Source organism: Rodentibacter rarus (assembly GCF_001998965.1).
Classification (GTDB): domain Bacteria; phylum Pseudomonadota; class Gammaproteobacteria; order Enterobacterales; family Pasteurellaceae; genus Rodentibacter; species Rodentibacter rarus.
This window is the reverse complement of record NZ_MLHJ01000068.1, coordinates 1-17,821: the sequence shown is the minus strand read 5'-3', so window position 1 is coordinate 17,821 and position 17,821 is coordinate 1. Positions and strand designations below refer to the sequence as shown.

The 17,821-nt window shown below is 40.7% G+C and carries 18 protein-coding genes and 1 other RNA gene; 4 read left to right on the top strand and 15 right to left on the bottom strand.

The features are described from left to right. Window positions 1-39: 39 nt before the first annotated feature. From BKK50_RS07745 to BKK50_RS07675, 15 genes are all read right to left on the bottom strand, one after another. Window positions 40-1,014 (bottom strand): substrate-binding domain-containing protein, encoded by a 975-nt coding sequence (locus BKK50_RS07745; protein ID WP_077416924.1) that lies wholly within the window; start codon window positions 1,012-1,014, stop codon window positions 40-42. Window positions 1,015-1,162: 148 nt separating this feature from the next. Next, window positions 1,163-2,020, bottom strand: coding sequence for an arabinose operon transcriptional regulator AraC (gene araC, locus BKK50_RS07740; protein ID WP_077416922.1), 858 nt, complete (start codon window positions 2,018-2,020; stop codon window positions 1,163-1,165). 183 nt (window positions 2,021-2,203) lie between these two features. Beyond that, window positions 2,204-3,289 (bottom strand): 3-deoxy-7-phosphoheptulonate synthase AroG, encoded by a 1,086-nt coding sequence (gene aroG / locus BKK50_RS07735; protein ID WP_077416920.1) that lies wholly within the window; start codon window positions 3,287-3,289, stop codon window positions 2,204-2,206. A gap of 106 nt (window positions 3,290-3,395) precedes the next feature. Next, window positions 3,396-4,646, bottom strand: a complete 1,251-nt coding sequence (lolE, locus tag BKK50_RS07730; protein WP_077416918.1) for a lipoprotein-releasing ABC transporter permease subunit LolE — start codon at window positions 4,644-4,646, stop codon at window positions 3,396-3,398. Continuing rightward, entirely contained in the window at window positions 4,646-5,329 is a 684-nt protein-coding gene (gene lolD / locus BKK50_RS07725; protein WP_077416916.1) for a lipoprotein-releasing ABC transporter ATP-binding protein LolD, read from the bottom strand. The genes lolE and lolD overlap by 1 nt, the downstream gene beginning before the upstream one ends. Window positions 5,330-5,332: 3 nt before the next feature. Continuing rightward, window positions 5,333-6,514: a lipoprotein-releasing ABC transporter permease subunit gene (locus tag BKK50_RS07720; RefSeq protein WP_077416914.1), complete on the bottom strand. Its 1,182-nt coding sequence runs from the start codon at window positions 6,512-6,514 to the stop codon at window positions 5,333-5,335. Between the two features lies 1 nt (window position 6,515). Continuing rightward, window positions 6,516-7,463, bottom strand: coding sequence for a 2-hydroxyacid dehydrogenase (locus BKK50_RS07715; RefSeq protein ID WP_077416912.1), 948 nt, complete (start codon window positions 7,461-7,463; stop codon window positions 6,516-6,518). A 206-nt stretch (window positions 7,464-7,669) separates the two neighbouring features. Beyond that, window positions 7,670-8,524, bottom strand: coding sequence for a 3-deoxy-8-phosphooctulonate synthase (gene kdsA / locus BKK50_RS07710; protein ID WP_077416910.1), 855 nt, complete (start codon window positions 8,522-8,524; stop codon window positions 7,670-7,672). Window positions 8,525-8,536: 12 nt separating this feature from the next. After that, window positions 8,537-9,337: a SirB1 family protein gene (locus tag BKK50_RS07705; RefSeq protein ID WP_077416908.1), complete on the bottom strand. Its 801-nt coding sequence runs from the start codon at window positions 9,335-9,337 to the stop codon at window positions 8,537-8,539. Further along, entirely contained in the window at window positions 9,327-10,214 is an 888-nt protein-coding gene (prmC, locus tag BKK50_RS07700; RefSeq protein ID WP_077416906.1) for a peptide chain release factor N(5)-glutamine methyltransferase, read from the bottom strand. The genes BKK50_RS07705 and prmC overlap by 11 nt, the downstream gene beginning before the upstream one ends. Continuing rightward, window positions 10,211-10,669 (bottom strand): RDD family protein, encoded by a 459-nt coding sequence (locus tag BKK50_RS07695; protein ID WP_077416904.1) that lies wholly within the window; start codon window positions 10,667-10,669, stop codon window positions 10,211-10,213. Before BKK50_RS07695 ends, prmC begins: the two co-directional genes overlap by 4 nt. 53 nt (window positions 10,670-10,722) lie before the next feature. Next, a complete protein-coding gene (gene prfA / locus BKK50_RS07690; RefSeq protein WP_077416901.1) occupies window positions 10,723-11,805 on the bottom strand; it encodes a peptide chain release factor 1 in 1,083 nt (360 codons plus the stop codon). A 173-nt stretch (window positions 11,806-11,978) separates the two neighbouring features. Beyond that, window positions 11,979-12,515, bottom strand: coding sequence for an elongation factor P hydroxylase (locus BKK50_RS07685; protein ID WP_077416899.1), 537 nt, complete (start codon window positions 12,513-12,515; stop codon window positions 11,979-11,981). Window positions 12,516-12,556: 41 nt separating this feature from the next. Continuing rightward, a complete protein-coding gene (dinB, locus tag BKK50_RS07680) occupies window positions 12,557-13,624 on the bottom strand; it encodes a DNA polymerase IV (RefSeq protein ID WP_077416897.1) in 1,068 nt (355 codons plus the stop codon). 116 nt (window positions 13,625-13,740) lie between these two features. Then, a complete protein-coding gene (locus BKK50_RS07675) occupies window positions 13,741-14,235 on the bottom strand; it encodes a hypothetical protein (protein ID WP_077416895.1) in 495 nt (164 codons plus the stop codon). Window positions 14,236-14,344: 109 nt separating this feature from the next. Here BKK50_RS07675 and ssrA point away from each other — a divergent pair. From ssrA to BKK50_RS07655, 4 genes are all read left to right on the top strand, one after another. Continuing rightward, window positions 14,345-14,709, top strand: a transfer-messenger RNA (tmRNA) gene (ssrA, locus tag BKK50_RS07670). 246 nt (window positions 14,710-14,955) lie between these two features. After that, window positions 14,956-16,206: an integrase arm-type DNA-binding domain-containing protein gene (locus BKK50_RS07665; RefSeq protein WP_077416893.1), complete on the top strand. Its 1,251-nt coding sequence runs from the start codon at window positions 14,956-14,958 to the stop codon at window positions 16,204-16,206. Between the two features lie 214 nt (window positions 16,207-16,420). Further along, entirely contained in the window at window positions 16,421-17,296 is an 876-nt protein-coding gene (locus tag BKK50_RS07660; protein WP_077416891.1) for a hypothetical protein, read from the top strand. Window positions 17,297-17,493: 197 nt separating this feature from the next. After that, window positions 17,494-17,733 carry a helix-turn-helix transcriptional regulator gene (locus BKK50_RS07655; RefSeq protein ID WP_018355663.1) on the top strand — a complete coding sequence of 80 codons (240 nt, stop codon included), beginning with the start codon at window positions 17,494-17,496 and terminating at the stop codon, window positions 17,731-17,733. Window positions 17,734-17,821 lie beyond the last annotated feature (88 nt).

Genomic DNA, 17,821 nt, shown 5'->3' with positions numbered 1-17,821 from the left:
GCGAAAACCGGGTTCAAAATGAACCCGGTAACGTGTTGATTAATACAATTTATCTATATTTTCTTGGGTCACTTTTAATACATTATGGAATTGTAATAGTTTTTTCTCTTGATCTACTTTAGCTTGAGCAACATTTGGAATGACCAATCCCTCTTCAATTTTTTCTCCTTTCAATACTTTTGCTGCCACAGCCGCTAAGGCATAGCCTGCACTCGCCGGATCGTAAGTAATACCCATTGTGATATTACCGCTCTTAATTAAAGAAGCTGCTTGTGAAGGAATCATCATACCGAAAACATGGAGTTTATCCTTTAATCGTTTTTCTTTAACAGCGAGTCCAGCACCAATCGGTCCTTGTGAACCAAAAGAAATGACAGCTTTAAGATCTGGATGAGCTTTCACCAAATCAATCGTTGTACGGCGTGCATCATTAATATTTTCTGCTACCGGCATTCTACTCGTCACCTCAAACATATCCGGATAATGCTCTTTTTGATATTTCACAAAAAGATCAGCCCAAAGATTATGTTGTGGTACAGTTAAGCTACCAACATAGAGGACATAACCCCCTTTACCTCCCAATGATTTTGCAACCTCCTCCACATAATCGGCTGCAAATTGGGCATTATCAATAATTTCAATATCCCAGTCAGCACTCGGTTGACCAACCGATTCATTAGTTAATATCACAATACCGTTTTGTTTCGCTTTTTTCAGTACAGGTTCTAAGGCACTAGCATCATTAGGTACAATAGAAATCGCACTGACTTTCTTAGCAATTAAATCTTCAATTAATTTTACCTGCTGAGGTGCATCGGTATTGGACGGTCCCACCTGATAAGCATTGATATTATTATCTTTGCCCGCTTGAACAACACCTTCAGCCATGCGGTTAAACCAAGGCATACCGTCAATTTTTGAGATATTTACCACATCACTTGCAATCGCTGAACTGCAGCAAGCAAATGTAAAAAGACCTGAAAATAACAAATGTTTAAATGTTGGCTTTTTCATAAGATTTTCCTCATAAAATGAATAATTCCTTAATTTACAACTACAATTAAGGCTATTAAACATCTTAGTAATTTAATTCAAAAAGCATAGGTAACTTTCTGTTAAAGATATGGAAAAATCCGCTATAACAAATAAACTGAGAAGTGGATCACATTTCAATTTCGCCACTCAGCTCACCAATACGGAATTGAGAAGGTGAAAGTGCGGTATGTTTTTTAAAAATTTTTGAAAAGTAAAGCGAATCTTCATAACCTAAGGATTTGGCAATTTTACTTATCGATAAAGTAGAAAAATAAAGTAATTTCTTCGCTTCGCTAATACGTTGCTGCTCACGCCATTGGATTAATCCGACTCCCAAAGATTGTTTAAATAAATGTGAAAGACGAGATTCTGATAGAAAGACTTGGTTGGCGAAATACTCAACACTAAAATTTTGTGACAAATTTTCTAAAATCAGATCACAGACCCTTAATATTCTGCTATCAATCGGTGGAGACTCTTTGGCATTTTCCACTGAAACACATTTCATTAATAGATATTCCAATAAAGCAGAGCTCATTTCCTTCTTAAGTAAATCATTTGACTCGGATTCTTGTGCAATCTTGCTAAAAAGCTGGCTAATTTCTTGAAAAGAAACCGTCTCACTGATGATAATACGCCCTATATTTTCTCTACAACTTGTCCAGTTCAACCATTTTAACCACTGCGGTTTGGGATGAAAATAAATCCATTTATAATGCCAATATTGGCATTCTGGTTGGCGATAATAATGCTGAATTGTATTCGGTGAAAACAATACAAGTTGTCCCCGTTTAACAGCGAAATGCTGTTTCCCATCAAATATTTTTCCGTGTCCAAAAGTCGTGAGCTGTAACATATATCCTTTCATACCTTCCGGACGATCAACAATAAAATCCAGATAATTTCCCTTTTCAATTTGAGTAATTCCAGCCACTAAATCTAATGCAGCATGACGATCCGATAATTCTAATCCATAAAATTGCATAAAAATGAAATTCTTTAATCCATAAATGTTTTCTCATTTAAAACTAACCGCTCTTTGAACGCAATAAAAAAATGCCCTAATAAAGTAGAACATTCGCCCTACAACAAGCCGAAGAAATTGCTGATGAATTAACGACAAAATAGAAAAAGGGGCGAAAATTGCCCCTGATATACTGAAATGAAATTATGAGTTGACTTTACGGCGTGCAATAACCGCATCAGAAAGTTGTTTGAGTAAGATTTCTGTATCTTCCCAACCAATACAGGCATCGGTGATGCTTTGTCCATAGGTGGCAGCTTTGCCGTTGACTAAATCTTGACGACCTTCCACTAAGTGGCTTTCAACCATTACACCAAAAATCTGTTTTGATCCACCTGCGATTTGTTGGCAGACATCTTCACAAACTTCCATTTGTTTTTTGAATTGCTTGCTGCTGTTGGCATGGCTGAAATCTACCATCACATGAGGAATACGACCGGTTTTCTCAATTTCAGCACAGACTTTTGCCACATCTTCGGCACTGTAATTTGGACCTTTATCGCCACCGCGTAAAATGATATGGCAGTCTTCGTTACCTTTGGTTGAAACAATGGCAGAATGGCCAAATTTTGTAACCGATAAGAAATTATGAGGCGATTCTGCCGAACCCACCGCATCTAATGCGACTTTTACGCCACCATTTGTGGCATTTTTAAACCCGACGGCACAAGATAAACCGGAGGCCAATTCACGGTGAACCTGTGATTCGGTCGTGCGTGCACCAATCGCTCCCCAGCTCATAAAATCGGCGACATATTGTGGGGTAATCATATCCAAAAATTCACCGGCAGAAGGGACGCCAAGATTATTAATATCAGAAAGTAATTTACGGGCGATGCGTAAACCATCATTCAAACGATAAGTATCATTTAAGTAAGGATCGTTGATTAAACCTTTCCAACCTACTGTGGTGCGTGGTTTTTCAAAGTAAACACGCATAATAATTTCTAAGCTGTCTTTGTATTTATCACGCAAAGGTTTTAAACGATTGGCATATTCCACGGCAGCTTTTGGATCATGAATAGAGCAAGGGCCGATAACCACTAATAGTCTATCATCTTTGCCATGAATAATATTATGTGCCTCTTGGCGGGTTTGTTTAACCAGTGCCGCAGCTTCTTCGCTGGCAGGGAATTTTTCTAATAAGGCGATTGGCGGTAAAACCTGATCAATCTTTTCGATACGCGTATCATCATTTGCGACAACGATTTTAACTTTTTCTTTTGTCATACATCACTCTCTTTTATTTTTAAATATTGTGTTTGAAAATTGCAAATACTCTACACTTATTTCTTGTACTAGTAAACTAGTTCATTGTGAAATGATTTACGTTTGTTTAATGACTACTCAACACTCGAGCCGGTTGGAGTTTGGCTGCCCGACTTGCCGGATAAAGGCTCGCCAAAAGACTTAAGACTAACGCTGCCACTAAAACTAACAAAACATCTTGCCAATGAAGCTCGCTAGGAAGAAAATCGACAAAATAAATGCCATCCGATAGCAATTGCTTTCCGGTTAAATATTCTAAGCCTTGAATAAGCGAAGTTAAATTCAACGCTAAAATGACGCCAAGAACGATGCCTATTAAACACCCTTTCATTCCTGCTTGCAAGCCGTACCATATAAAAATACGTTTAATAAATCCATTATTCGCACCCAGTGTACGCATAATAGCAATGTCGCCTTGTTTATCTTTGACGGCCATAATCAATGTGGAAACAATATTAAAGCAAGCCACCCCGATCACAAGCACCATCGCAATATACATAACGGTGCGGATCAGTTGAATATCACGATACATATAACCGAATTTGGCAATCCAGTTTTGCACATAAAGCAACTGTGGATAATCGTTCAGCTCAGAATAAGTCAGTGATTGAACCTTAAAAGGATCGGCAACTTGAAGCTCTACACCGTTAATTTGATCTGCCCGATAGCCCAGTAAGGCTTGTGCCTGTGGCAATGAAAGTAGGGCATAACTGTGATCAAGCTGACCGTCTAAACGCAAAATACCCGTGACTTGCACACGCTCTCGATGGGGTTGGGATAATTGTGCTTCCTCATTAGGTTGTGATATCAGCAAAGAAACCCAATCTCCCTCTTTCACCTCAAGGGCTTTGGCAATACCGGAACCCAGTACTAATCCACCCTCTTTTGCAAACTGTTGCCAGCCATCTCCCTCCACAAACTTTCCGAGTGAACTCACTTGATCTTGTGCAACTTTATCCACCCCTTTCACTTGCACGACTTTGAGTTTATTGCCGTTTTCAACCAATGCCGTGAAACTGACAAAAGGCGAAAGTGCGGTGATTTTTTCATTCGTTTTTAACTTTTCTGCAAGGTTTTGCCAATGATTAATGGTTTTCTCATCGGCACTTTCATTCACCGTGATTTCAGCATGGGGAACCACCGCTAAAATACGTTGATTTAATTCCCGCTCAAAACCGTTCATGGCACTTAACCCTACAATCAACACAGCCACACCTAATGCAATGCCAATCGCTGAGAATTTGGCAATCAGTGCCACTAGGGGATTTTTTTGCTTACCACGCTGATAACGCCAGCTAATAAAAAACGGAGTATTCATTAGACGCCTTCCCTTAATACCCCATCTTGCATCGTTAGACAGCGGGATAATTTTTCTGCTAAAGCCATATCATGGGTGACTAACAAAAAAGCGATATTTTGTTCCTGATTTAATGTTTGAATTAACTCAAAAATGCTTTCCGTGGTTTTATGATCCAAATTTCCCGTGGGTTCGTCTGCCAACACTAAAGCAGGATGATTAACCAACGCCCGGGCAATGGCAACGCGTTGACGCTCCCCTCCTGAAAGGGCTGAGGGGCGATGAGTAATACGATGACTTAATCCCACTGCATTGAGCATTTTTTCAGCACGATCTTTCGCCTCTGTTTTATTTTGGCGACCAATCAACAGCGGCATCATCACATTTTCAAGGGCTGAAAAATCTGCCATTAAATGATGAAATTGATACACAAAACCCAAATGCTGATTTCGCAATTTTGCCAACTCTGCTTCAGAGGCTTTTTGCAGTGATTGACCTTTGATGAACACTTCCCCACTCGTTGGCTGATCTAATCCGCCTAAAGTATGCAACAGCGTGCTTTTCCCTGAACCGGAGCTGCCCACAATAGCCACCAATTCATTCGGTTGTATCGCAAAAGATACCCCTTTGAGTACTTGAGTTTGGTTATCACCTTCTTGATAAAATTTACTGATATTTTCGCACTGTAATAGATACTGACTCATACTTTACTCATAGCGTAATGCTTCCGCCGGTTCTGTTTTTGCCGCACGATAAGCTGGATAAATGGTTGATAATAAAGATAATAAAAGAGAAAAAGCAATGACAAAGCAAATTTGCCCTCCCTCTAATGTGGTGGGTAAAAATACACCGTTTGGATTGATCGCAGCGATGATCGAGGTCAAATTCAGCGTAATCAACACCCCCAATAGCGCCCCAATTAAGGTTCCGACCAATCCCACAAGCAGCCCTTGATAAATAAATATCGAACGCACTTTCGATTTTGTTAAGCCTTGGGTTTGCAAAATGGCGATTTCCCCTTGTTTATCCACCACCATAAGGCTTAGAGAAGTGACAATATTAGAGATCGCCACCACAATAATAAGGCTAATTAATAACCCCATCATATTTTTTTCCATACGCACCGCTTGGAAAAATTCACCTTTTTGTTCCCGCCAATCGGTGATTTGTTGCTGAGGGAAATAGGCAGGCAATTCCGTAATTAAAAAAGGATCGGTCAAAAATAAACGGTAACCCTGTGCTTGTTCCGGTTGAATACGCATTAATCGCCCGATATCCGATAAATTGGCAAAGGCTTGATAACCGGATGCTTCGCTATAATCGAAATAAATGTCACTTACCGTAAATAAACGCTGCATAGGCACTCGCCCAAAGGGGGTGTATTGGCTATTTTCCGTTATCATTAAACGAATTTTATCGCCCACATTAACCCCCAGTTTTTCCGCCAACTGATTGCCAATCACCAATTTAAATTCACCAGCGGGCAATAAGCTGTCAAAAGAAACCTGATCTAGGCTTTCCAATAAAGGATCATCAGAAAAGGCTTGTATGCCAATCACCTGCCCGGCACTCACGCCTTTGGCGGTTTGATAAATCACCTTTGTAGTGTTAATCGGCACGGCTTTTTGCACAAAGTGCGGTCGATTTTCTAACGGTTTTTTTATCGAAATCGGTTGTGCTTGGCTCACAATGGCATGGGGAATGGAGGAAAGCACTTGTTGCTTTTGATAGCCCTCCAATCCATTCATTACCGAAAGGACGATAATCAATGCCATCACACCTAAAACAATGCCTAAACTGGCGAGGTTCGTGACTAATCGACCGAAGCGATCTGCACTTTTCGCTCGCCAATAACGTAAGGCAATAGAAAGAGAAATGGGTAAATTCATATTACTTTTGGTTTAATTGTGCGACAAATTCTTCCATATTTTGCGTCACTTTTTTCACTAATGTCGTCACCGCACTATCACTCGCCCAAGCAATATGAGGCGTGATAATTAAGTTTGGCATAGTTTTTGCCGCAATAATCAATGGATTGTCTTTTTCCGGTGGCTCTTTAATCATCACATCTAAGGCTGCCCCCCCTAAATGCCCACGGGTTAATGCGTTTAATAACGCCTTTTCATCCACCAAAGGACCACGTCCGGTGTTAATTAAAAACGCCCCTTTTTTCATTTGTGACAGGGTTTCTGCATTGATTAAATTTTCAGTGCTTGGTGTTAATGGACAATGCAGCGTAAGAATATCCGCTTGCTTTAGTACCTCATTAAAAGGGGTATATCCCTCACGGCAAGTTGTTGCATCTTTATGCTCGGCATAAAGCACATTCATTCCCAAAGCTTGAGCCAAACGCCCCACTTCCGATCCTAAACAGCCTTTTCCTACCACTCCTAAGGTAGAACCCCGCACATCAGTAATGGGATAATCGAAGTAACAAAACTGTTGGCTTTCACCCCATTTTGCCGATGTTTGATCACGCAGCCAACCGGCAAGGCTGTGTTTTAAAGAGAAAATTAACCCCAACACATGCTCCGGCACAGTGACGCTTGAATACCCCGTTACATTTTTTACTTCAACGCCTAATTCTTTTGCTGCGACTAAATCAATGTTATTGGTTCCTGTGGCGGTAAGCGCAATGAGTTTAAGTTTCGGCAATTGTTCGAGGGTTTTTCGATCAAAAATCACTTTGCTGGTGATCACAATATCCGCATCTTTCGCCCGTTCAATGGTTTGGGAGGCGGAGGTGTGAGGATATTCAATCCATTTATGCTCAAAGTTTGGGCGAGGAATAGGAATATGTTTTGGAATAGCCGTACTGTCTAAAAATACAATTTGCATGATGTTCTCCTTTTTTGAGTTAAAAGTGCGGTCAAAATTTCGGTTATATTGCAAATGCACAAAAAACAGTCATTTCAATGAAATGTGGGGCACACTGTGTGTGTCCGATTATCATCTATTTTATCGCAGACACACTCAGTGTGTCCCTACAAATAAATAGAATATCATCTCAAAAAATCTTCCTATTTTTTAACCGCACTTTGCCATTAAATTGAGGTATCCAATTCCGGGAAAGATTTGACTAAATCGTCAATGGCTTTCATTTGTGAAACAAACCCTTCCAAGGCAGACAACGGCAAGGCTGATGGGCCATCACATTTGGCTTGATTTGGGTTCGGGTGGGCTTCTAAAAATAAACCGGCAATGCCCACCGCTAAACCTGCTCGGGCAAGTTCTGTCACTTGCTCACGGCGACCACCTGATGCTGCACCAAAAGGATCACGGCATTGGAGTGAATGGGTCACATCAAAAATCACCGGGCTTCCTTTTGATACTTTTTTCATCACACTGAAACCAAGCATATCAACGATTAAATTATCGTAACCGAAATTTGTTCCTCGATCACAAAGAATGACTTTATCATTGCCACATTCTTCGATTTTTTCCACAATATTGCCCATTTGACCCGGGCTTAAAAACTGGGGTTTTTTCACATTAATCACCGCACCAGTGCGTGCCATGGCTTCCACCAGATCCGTTTGGCGGGCTAAAAATGCAGGAAGCTGGATCACATCCACCACATCGGCTACCGGCTGACATTGATAAATTTCATGCACATCGGTGATGATTTTCACGCCGAAGGTGGCTTTTAATTCTTGGAAAATTTTTAATCCCTCTTCCATACCCGGTCCACGGTATGAATGAATAGAGGAACGATTAGCTTTGTCAAAAGAAGCTTTAAAAACATAAGGGACATTGAGTTTTTCCGTCACCTTCACATAGGCTTCACACACCTGCATTGCCATATCACGACTTTCAAGGACATTCATTCCGCCAAAAAGCACAAAAGGTTTGTCGTTTGCTACGTCAATATGACCAATTTTTACACATTTGTTTTGCATAAGTTTTCCTTATTAATGAATAGACTGGCGATCTTTACCCATCTCGCCTTTCAGTTCTAAAAGTTGTACCCGAATCAAGGCAGCTGTGGGATCTTTCGGGCATTTATCCACAAAATATTCTAAATCCTTCAATGCTGCAGGATAAGCCCCCATTTGCGCCAATACAATTCCCCGATCACGAATATGGTAGGGATCTTCAGACCAACGAATGAGGTGTTCGATATAACGAAATGCGATCTCATTGTGTTCTTCCCGAATAAGGGCATTTTTGGCAAGCTGCTCAAACCGCTCAGTCAAAAGTTTAAAATCTGCCCGTTCCAGTTCCTGCGGTTGCATTTGTGCACCAAACCCAAAGGTTGCTTCATACAATTGTTGTAATTTTTCTTGAGAAATATCGCTTCCGTTCCAAGGATCGATAAAGATCACTTTATCATCAAGCTCTATGCGTAAAATTAATTGGGTAGGAAAATTGACCGGGTAAATCGGTAAATCAAAGACCTCGGCAAGATATAAGATAATCGCCCCTAGGCTAACCGGCATTCCCTCACGATGTTCTAAAACATAGGGCAAATAGAGATTTCGTGCATAAAAATAATGTTCTGGATCGCAATGAAAGCCCCAGTCATCATAGACTAATTGCAGAAGACGATAAATGCGATCTTCTACTGTCCAATCCGGTGAAATTTCACGACGTGCTTTGCGAACAAAGTGCCCCATTTTGCCACGCAATTGGGCTTCTGAGCTTTCATCATCAGAAACAATATGATAAAAACTCACAAATTTATCGTATAACGCTCTTCGATTATATTTCATAACTTTTCCAAAAACCGTAGGTAACCCGCTCATTGTCACCATAATCACGAAGGGTTGCAATCTTTTCCCAATGATTTTTCGCAAAAATTGACCGCACTTTTTCGCCTTGTTGCCAGCCATGTTCCAATAACAATGCGCCACCCTCATTCAAATAAGCAGGGGCCTGTTCAATGATGTGGCGTAAATCACCATAGCCTTGCTCGGTTGCCACCAAGGCAGAAAGGGGTTCAAAACGCACATCACCTTGGCTTAAATGTTCATCGTTTTCATCAATGTAAGGAGGATTGCTGACAATCAAATCAAACGTTCCTTCAACCTGTTCAAGCCATTGACTTTGGAAAAAAAGCACATTGAGTTGATTTTTTTCTGCATTTGATTTTGCCAATGCCACCGCTTCAGGGATCACATCAACCCCAATAATCGTTAATTCGGTCGCTTGTTTTTCACAGATCCTTGTTAATTCTGAGGCCAAGGCCAAGGCAATTGCCCCTGTCCCCGTGCCAAGATCTAAGAGGCGAAAGTGCGGTGGATTTTTTTGCAGTTTTTCCTTTGCTATCCTCAATGCCTGTTCAACCAAAATCTCTGTATCAGGACGAGGGATTAAAGTGCTTTCCGCAACATTTAATGACAATGACCAAAATTCTTTTTCGCCTAAAATATAGGCAATAGGTTCGCCTTTTAAACGGCGATCCAAAAGTGCGGTTAAATTTGACCGCACTTTTTCCTCAATTTCCGTTTCATCAAAGGCTAAAATCTGTGTACGGGATTTTCCGGTGGCAAACTGTAATAGCACCAACGCATCGGTTTTGCCGTTTTCTTGTGGGTTGGCTTGGTTTAAGGCACTTGAGGCTTGCACCAACCATTGTTGATAATTCATGATTTTGTAGCTTGAATAACCTGAGTACCAACAATTAAATCCGTTAAAGAGCGGCGATCATCACGCACAAGTGCCACAATACCGCTGATAACGATTAAAAAACTCGTCCATACAAGTAAAAGATCGACAAGTTCACGCCCAATATATTTGCCAAAGGATATCGGCTGTTGAGATTGATAATCTAACACTCGTAAACCCAGCCAATGTTTTGCGACACTTTGCCCATAGGTTTTCATAAAATAGATTTGTAATCCTAGATAAAACAGAATAGATAACAAACCGGTAAAATCCCCAAGTACAAAACCAATGGTTAGCACACCCCATAAAAGCACACCATTAATCAAACTGGCAAGCCATCGTTTAAAACGGCTTGCCAGCACCGGCTGTGCGGCTTGAGAATATGAAGAAAATTCTGCATCTTGCATTTTTTTATCCTTTGGATTTTCAACGAGCATTTTATTTTTCCCTAAAAGTAAAAAAGAGCATCTGAGATCAGATGCCCTATCCGTTAATTCGTTTCAGATAATGCCGCCAACTGATCTGCCTGATATTCCGTGATAATCGGTTGGATCAGCTCATCAATTTTACCGTTCATCACTTCGTCTAAACGATAAAGGGTTAAATTAATGCGGTGATCAGTCACCCGCCCTTGCGGATAGTTGTAGGTGCGGATTTTATCTGAGCGATCACCTGAACCTAATAAATTACGGCGCATATCCGTTTGTTCTGCCGCTTGGCGTTCTTGCTCCGCTTGAACAATTCGTGAGGCAAGCACAGACATGGCTTTCGCCTTGTTTTTGTGCTGTGAGCGTTCATCTTGACATTCCACCACAATCCCCGTTGGAATGTGGGTAATACGCACTGCAGAATCGGTGGTATTAACGTGCTGTCCCCCCGCACCTGATGAACGGTAGGTATCAATACGCAAATCCGCAGGATTGATTTCCGGCATTTCCGATTCCGGCAATTCCGGCATCACGGCTACGGTGCAAGCGGAGGTGTGAATACGCCCTTGCGATTCGGTTTTCGGCACACGTTGTACACGATGCCCGCCCGATTCAAATTTGAGCTGACCATACACACCTTCACCGCTAACTTTTACAATCACTTCTTTATAACCGCCCTGCTCGCTTTCGTTAGCGCTAAGCATTTCCACACGCCAGCGTTTGCTTTCCGCATAACGGCTATACATACGGAATAAATCACCGGCAAAAATGCCTGCTTCATCACCCCCGGTTCCGGCACGAATTTCTAAATAACAGTTATATTCATCATTCGGATCTTTTGGCAATAAGAGAATTTGAAGCTGTTGTTCCACCGCTTCGATTTCCCCTTTGGATTCGTCAATTTCCATTTGTGCCATTTCTTTCATTTCCGGATCATCGAGCAACAATTGTGCTTCTTCCACGTTGCGATTAAGCTGTGTCCAGCGATGAAAACATTTCACTACATCTTCCAGTTGTGCATACTCTTTAGAATAAGCACGAAATTTATCTTGATCACTAATCACCGAAGCATCGCCGAGCAAGGCTTCTAATTCTTCATAACGTTCTTTTAAACTTTCAAGTTTTGCAATAATGGATTCTTTCATCTTCTTTATTCTTTTCTCTTTCAAACCGCCAATAAAATCGGCGTATTCTAGCTGATTTTAGGGAAAATTGACAGCTTAGAAAGTGCGGTCAGTTTTGGCTGCGTTTTTTCAACATAGGCTTTAGCAACGGTATCGAAACCCTAAATCACACCTAGTAGTGAGGGATAAAATGATTAAATTCGAGTAACATCAAATTTGCTTAAATCAATGCGATCTTCTGTGCCATAAAATTCAGCTAAGGCTTTTCGTAACTTTTCCGCCCGTTTAGGCAAGCCTTTTTGTGCATAGATTTTAACTTGTTCATAAACCGCTTGTTTGAAAGGTTGGGTATCCCCGGGATTGCCATTGAGATTATCGGCACTGGCAAAATAACGAAAACCGGCGGCAGTGGCAAGAATCCACTCTAAGGCTTGAGGTTTGACTTCCACTTTTTCAAAATCACGCTGGCGTTCCTCGGAGCGTCCATCCGGTTCATACCAATAACCAAAATCTTCTAATTGACGGCGTGCTTTGCCTGCCACCAGCCAGTGGGCAATTTCGTGCAATGCACTGCTATAAAAGCCCCGTGCAAAATAAATGGCATGATAAGGCACCGCTTCATTTGCCGGAATATAGATGGGCTCTTCACCCCCTTTGACAAGGCGGGTATTGTATTCTTGTTCAAAACATTGATTAAAAATGGCGATAATATCGTCGAGTTGATGTTCCATGACTTCTCCAGCACCGATCCCATAAAAAGGGGCGAATTATATCACCAAAGGCTCATTTGCTCATGTTTATTTTCTTCGGGTAGATTCACGTGTAATCCGATTAATCGTACTGATTTTCCCTTGCTGCGTTGCCAAATTTGCGTTAATAGCTGTTGAAACCCAGCCAATGATAGTGGCAAGCCAGTTTTCTCTAAGGTCGTCACTTGAAAATCCTCAAATTTCAATTTCACCCCAATCTTGCGAAAAGCAGATAACGGCATATTGGGTAGGCTTCGCTCAAGACGCCGAATCAGTTCTTCGTAAAGCTTATCCAACAAGGCAATCCCTTGTGTTAAATCACGAATATTTTCCCTTAGCGTACGCTCTACTCCAACAGACTTACGCTCACGATGAGGCTGTACTTCTCGTTTATCAATTCCATGACTAAAATCCCAAATCCGTTTGCCGATTTTGCCAAATTGGTTGAGTAATATTGTTTGATCTAATTTTTGCACATCACCACAATGCACCAATCCCATCTCGGATAAACGTTGCGATGTAACTTTCCCTACCCCCGGAATTTTCTTTAAGGGTAAAGCTTTGACAAACGCCGCCACCTCATCAGGTTTGATAACAAATTGTCCATTGGGTTTATTCATATCGGAGGCCACTTTGGCAAGAAATTTAAGCGGTGCAATGCCCGCCGAAGCGGTGAGTTGCAATTCATCAAAAATCGCTTGGCGTATTTCTTTCGCAATCCAAGTGGCTGATCCCGAACACTTTTCACAATCAGTCACATCCAAATAAGCCTCATCTAAAGAAAGAGGCTCAATCATATCGGTATAACGGCGAAAAATCTGATGAATCTGCGCTGAAACCTGTTTATACAAAGGCATATTCACCGGCACAAGAATAAGATTAGGGCATTTTTTCACCGCCTGAGCCGTTGGCATCGCACTATGTAAACCAAATTTTCTTGCTTCATAATTGCATGTGGTTAACACACCACGCTGGCGAGAACTGCCCCCCACAGCAACGGGTTTCCCTTGTAGAGAGGGGTTATCACGAATCTCGACCGAAGCATAAAAACAATCCATATCAATATGAATAATTTTGCGGCTGAAAGGCATAAGTCAAAGTGCGGTTAAAAATAGAGGCGTTTAGTATAGCGGGAACAAAACCACTGTTCAACCATACATATAAAATAAGCCTGCATATCGGCAGGCTTAAGTTCGGCAAGAAATGATTAACGTTCGTGAAGTACTTTTTGATCACTAAAACGAATAATTCTGTCGAGCGGGTAAACATCAATTTTAGATTGCGAATCCATAAAAAGTGGTCTGAATTTTTCTTGAATCTGCACAAAGGGAATTTGTAAATTAATCGCAATTGAATGACCCGGCATTAACGGTGATGTCAGTTCAACGTTCATATCTTGGTTATGAACGACCTCACGTTTATTCACATACGCATTCAACCATTGAATACCGGAAATCGGTTTATTGCCTATATTTGTCACCACATATTTAAACACCGCTAACGCCTGTCCGCCCTGATCAACAGTCAATTGACGCGCCTCAACATCAATTGACACAGCCTGTAAAACCGACTTCATTTCAACCGCACTTTCCTTTTTTGAGACAGCTTTTGTACCGTCTTTTTTGATAGGTGCCGCACAGGCATTTATCGCTAAAAACAACGCACTCATTGAAATAATGACAAAAGATTTCAAATTTTTCATTCTATTTTTCCTTTCAATAATAGAGTGGGCAAATTCTAACCTAATAAAAAAGCTTTATAAATAGGCTCTTTTACTTCACATTTTTTTTTGCTAAACTTGCGCCCAATTTGGGGCTGATTCTGGATTCGACGGGATTGGCGAAGCCCAAGGTGCACGTCGAGGTGCGGTAGGCCTCGTAAATAAACCGCAAAAAAATAGTCGCAAACGACGAACAATACGCTTTAGCAGCTTAATAACCTGCATTTAGCCTTCGCGCCCCAGCTTCCGCTCGTAAGACGGGGATCACGCGGAGTCAAACCAAAACGAGATCGTGTGGAAGCCGCCGTTTGAGGATCGAAGCATTAAATGGAATCAAACTAATTTAAGTTTAGCGTGTCCGTCCGCATGCTTAAGTGAAACGAAAGACTGACTAAACGTGTAGCGCTGAAGGTAGAGTAATTTCGGACGCGGGTTCAACTCCCGCCAGCTCCACCAAATTGAAATCCAAACAAATCCAATAAGAACCGACAAAGCCTTGAAAATACTCACTTCAAGGCTTTTTTATTATCCAATGCGAGCCAATGAGATATTACTAAATCCTTGAGTTTTAGTTATACGTTTAGTTATACTGCTCACCAATCAACAAATCACGTATAACTAAAAACTCACGAGGGCTTGATATTTAAGGCTTTGTTGCTGGTTAGATTTTTTTGTTAGTTATACGCAGAAAAGGCGGTTATTTTGGCACGTATAACTAAACCACTCACGAACACAGAGATAGACAAATCCAAGCCTAAAGATAAAGATTACACCCTATCTGATGGATTGGGGCTTTATTTATTGATTAAATCAACCGGTGCGAAACTATGGCGGTTTAATTACTACAAACCGCTAACCAAAAAACGGGCTTTAATTGGATTGGGAAAATATCCCGATGTTTCACTATCACAAGCAAGGGAAAAACGGGAAGAATTAAGGGCTTTGCTTTCTCAAGGTATCGATCCGCAAATCCACTACCAACAGCAAGAAGAAATCAAACACAAAGAATTAACCAATACCTATGAATCGGTTGCTTGGGCGTGGTTCGAGTATCGCAAAACTAAAAAGAACTTTTCGCTTGATTATCAAAAAGACGTAGAAAGCCTCATTAAACGCAATCTACTCCCCCACTTTGGGCACTTGCCTATTTCTCAAATTACCGCCCCTTTAGCCTTGAAAGCCTTTAAGCAATATCAAGACGAAGGCAAATTAGAGAAACTCAAACGCACGATTCAAAAGCACAATGAGATAATGACCTATGCCCTACACCGTGACATTATATCGGTAAACCCTACCGCCAATATCTCAAAAGAGTTTGATAGCCCCACAGTCGAACACTTTAAAACCATCAAGCCGGAAGACTTGAACGAGTTTATTTACACCTTAAATCACGCTCAAATTCACTTACAGACACGTTATTTAATCCTATGGCAACTTCTCACCATGACACGCCCAAATGAGGCGGCAACGGCACGCTATGAGGATATAGACGAAACCACAAGACTATGGACGATTTACATTCAAAAAGGCATTAAAGAAAGCGATAAGGGGCGCATTCATAAAATAACCCTGTCACGCCAAGCCCTAGCCTTACTGCGAGAAATCAAGAAATTAAGCGGTGGCAAAACCTATCTCTTCCCCAGTGTGAAAAATCCTCAAACCCATGTGAACACACAAACCGCAAATGCGGCTATCAAGCGAATGGGTTATGCCGGTAAGTTGGTGGCGCACGGTTTACGCTCCATTGCCAGCACCTACCTTAATGAGCAAGGCTACGATAGCGAATTAATTGAGGTGGCATTATCGCATATGAAATCAGACCGGATAAAAGCGGCTTATGACCGTGGCGAACGATTAGAACAACGATTCAAATTACTGCAGGTATGGGGCGATTTTATAGAGGAATGTTCTCAAGGTGCATTGCCTAAACATCATTTACAAATGGTTGTTTAAATCTGAAATAAAGTGCGGTCAAATTTCACCGCATTTTTCTTTTGACTGTATATAATAACAGGTTATAATCTATTCCAATCTGATATTACACAGACCAACGAAATCCAAACCAATTTACACGGCTAGGCGTGGCTTAATTACCCACTCCGAAAGAGAGTAACCCTATTTATTCTTTGCCGTGTTCTCACTGAATAGGGTACGCATAGGGGCGTTTATGAGTATTAGCAAGTCTTATTTTGTTCTCAATGATAAAAATATTCAACGACTAGAAAAATTTAATTTAGATATAGATAATATTTTTTCTTTCTCAAGAAATGGTGACTTAAATTTATATTTTAGAGCAGAAAAGATTTCACTAGAAATAAAAACTGAATTTAACCAAGTTTTTTATCTAAGTAAATTTATGAACTATAGCTCACAAGATAGAACTTACGATAAATTTTTTAGTGTGGCTGATTATAATATAGATACAGGCAAACACCGGCACACAGAACTAGGCGGCAACCTTTACCATGATGGTGAAGATTTAAGAATGATTCATTTTGAGGGCTTTATTCAAATACCTAGCAGGGCAATTAACGAAAGCGAACAGAAAATTTTACTAGATGAATATTCCTCATATAGATTTTTAGGAGATGAATCTGGTTATACAAATACAGATTTTATTTTAAATTTTTCTTTTCCTAATCATAATTTAGAGATTCCTATTCGTAATACTTATATTTTGGTTAGTGATATTTTTAAACTGGCACAGATGAATTTAATCACAATTCCTAACGAAGAAGATAATAATAAAGACTGTACTATAGCAGAACTACAAGCCAAAATCACCGAGCTTGAAAATCAATTACAGGCGCAGCAAAGTGCGGTCAATTCTGAACCTATTTTAGAATATGAGGGCGATTTACCTGAAAGCACAAACGCCGACAAGCTGGCGGATTTTATAAGCCTGATTATTGATCCTGAATTGTTGGATAATGGAAAATTGCCGACATATAGCACACTTCACACAAGGTTAGGGCACCGATACAAAGACAAGCGAAAAATCCCCTCTAAAAACACCATAGCAAAATATATTAATCAATGTTAGCCGGTTTAATACCGGCTTTTTTATTGCGTTCAATTTGTTCAAAATCCCTAAAAATTAGTTCATTTGTTCATTGAACATAGTTCATTTGTTCAAAATTTCCCCAAGCCCTTTTTATTTTCCCATAATCCCCACTGACACAACGATAGCCCATACAGGTTTATCAATTCTTAATCACTATTATTTATGGAGAAAACACAATGCCAATGAAAACCGCAACAGCACAAAACGCCCACCAGCAAGACAGCATTATCAGACGATATGACGCGATTAGCCGCTTTGGGGTGAGTAAATCCACTTTTTCCGACTGGCAGAACCCGAAATCTAAACGTTATCGCCCTGACTTCCCAAAGAAAATCCAATTAGGCGTAAATTCCGTTGGTTATCTAGAAAGCGAGATTAACGCTTACATTGCCAAACTTGCCGAAAATCGACCATAAGGCGACATTATGGAAACCATCAACACCACCAGCACTTATGAACAGCAGATGTTTATTCTGCGGCGTTTAGAGTGTTAATGATCATGCA

What these genes read in the sequence shown, in the direction of transcription:
- BKK50_RS07660 (WP_077416891.1), top strand. Translation starts at nt 16,421, where the DNA reads ATGAGTATTAGCAAGTCTTATTTTGTTCTCAATGATAAAAATATTCAA.
- BKK50_RS07695 (WP_077416904.1), bottom strand. Translation starts at nt 10,669, where the DNA reads ATGCTCGTTGAAAATCCAAAGGATAAAAAAATGCAAGATGCAGAATTT.
- BKK50_RS07745 (WP_077416924.1), bottom strand. Translation starts at nt 1,014, where the DNA reads ATGAAAAAGCCAACATTTAAACATTTGTTATTTTCAGGTCTTTTTACA.
- araC (WP_077416922.1), bottom strand. Translation starts at nt 2,020, where the DNA reads ATGCAATTTTATGGATTAGAATTATCGGATCGTCATGCTGCATTAGAT.
- BKK50_RS07655 (WP_018355663.1), top strand. Translation starts at nt 17,494, where the DNA reads ATGCCAATGAAAACCGCAACAGCACAAAACGCCCACCAGCAAGACAGC.
- BKK50_RS07675 (WP_077416895.1), bottom strand. Translation starts at nt 14,235, where the DNA reads ATGAAAAATTTGAAATCTTTTGTCATTATTTCAATGAGTGCGTTGTTT.
- dinB (WP_077416897.1), bottom strand. Translation starts at nt 13,624, where the DNA reads ATGCCTTTCAGCCGCAAAATTATTCATATTGATATGGATTGTTTTTAT.
- aroG (WP_077416920.1), bottom strand. Translation starts at nt 3,289, where the DNA reads ATGACAAAAGAAAAAGTTAAAATCGTTGTCGCAAATGATGATACGCGT.
- kdsA (WP_077416910.1), bottom strand. Translation starts at nt 8,524, where the DNA reads ATGCAAAACAAATGTGTAAAAATTGGTCATATTGACGTAGCAAACGAC.
- BKK50_RS07715 (WP_077416912.1), bottom strand. Translation starts at nt 7,463, where the DNA reads ATGCAAATTGTATTTTTAGACAGTACGGCTATTCCAAAACATATTCCT.
- prmC (WP_077416906.1), bottom strand. Translation starts at nt 10,214, where the DNA reads ATGAATTATCAACAATGGTTGGTGCAAGCCTCAAGTGCCTTAAACCAA.
- prfA (WP_077416901.1), bottom strand. Translation starts at nt 11,805, where the DNA reads ATGAAAGAATCCATTATTGCAAAACTTGAAAGTTTAAAAGAACGTTAT.
- BKK50_RS07705 (WP_077416908.1), bottom strand. Translation starts at nt 9,337, where the DNA reads ATGAAATATAATCGAAGAGCGTTATACGATAAATTTGTGAGTTTTTAT.
- BKK50_RS07720 (WP_077416914.1), bottom strand. Translation starts at nt 6,514, where the DNA reads ATGAATTTACCCATTTCTCTTTCTATTGCCTTACGTTATTGGCGAGCG.
- BKK50_RS07685 (WP_077416899.1), bottom strand. Translation starts at nt 12,515, where the DNA reads ATGGAACATCAACTCGACGATATTATCGCCATTTTTAATCAATGTTTT.
- lolE (WP_077416918.1), bottom strand. Translation starts at nt 4,646, where the DNA reads ATGAATACTCCGTTTTTTATTAGCTGGCGTTATCAGCGTGGTAAGCAA.
- lolD (WP_077416916.1), bottom strand. Translation starts at nt 5,329, where the DNA reads ATGAGTCAGTATCTATTACAGTGCGAAAATATCAGTAAATTTTATCAA.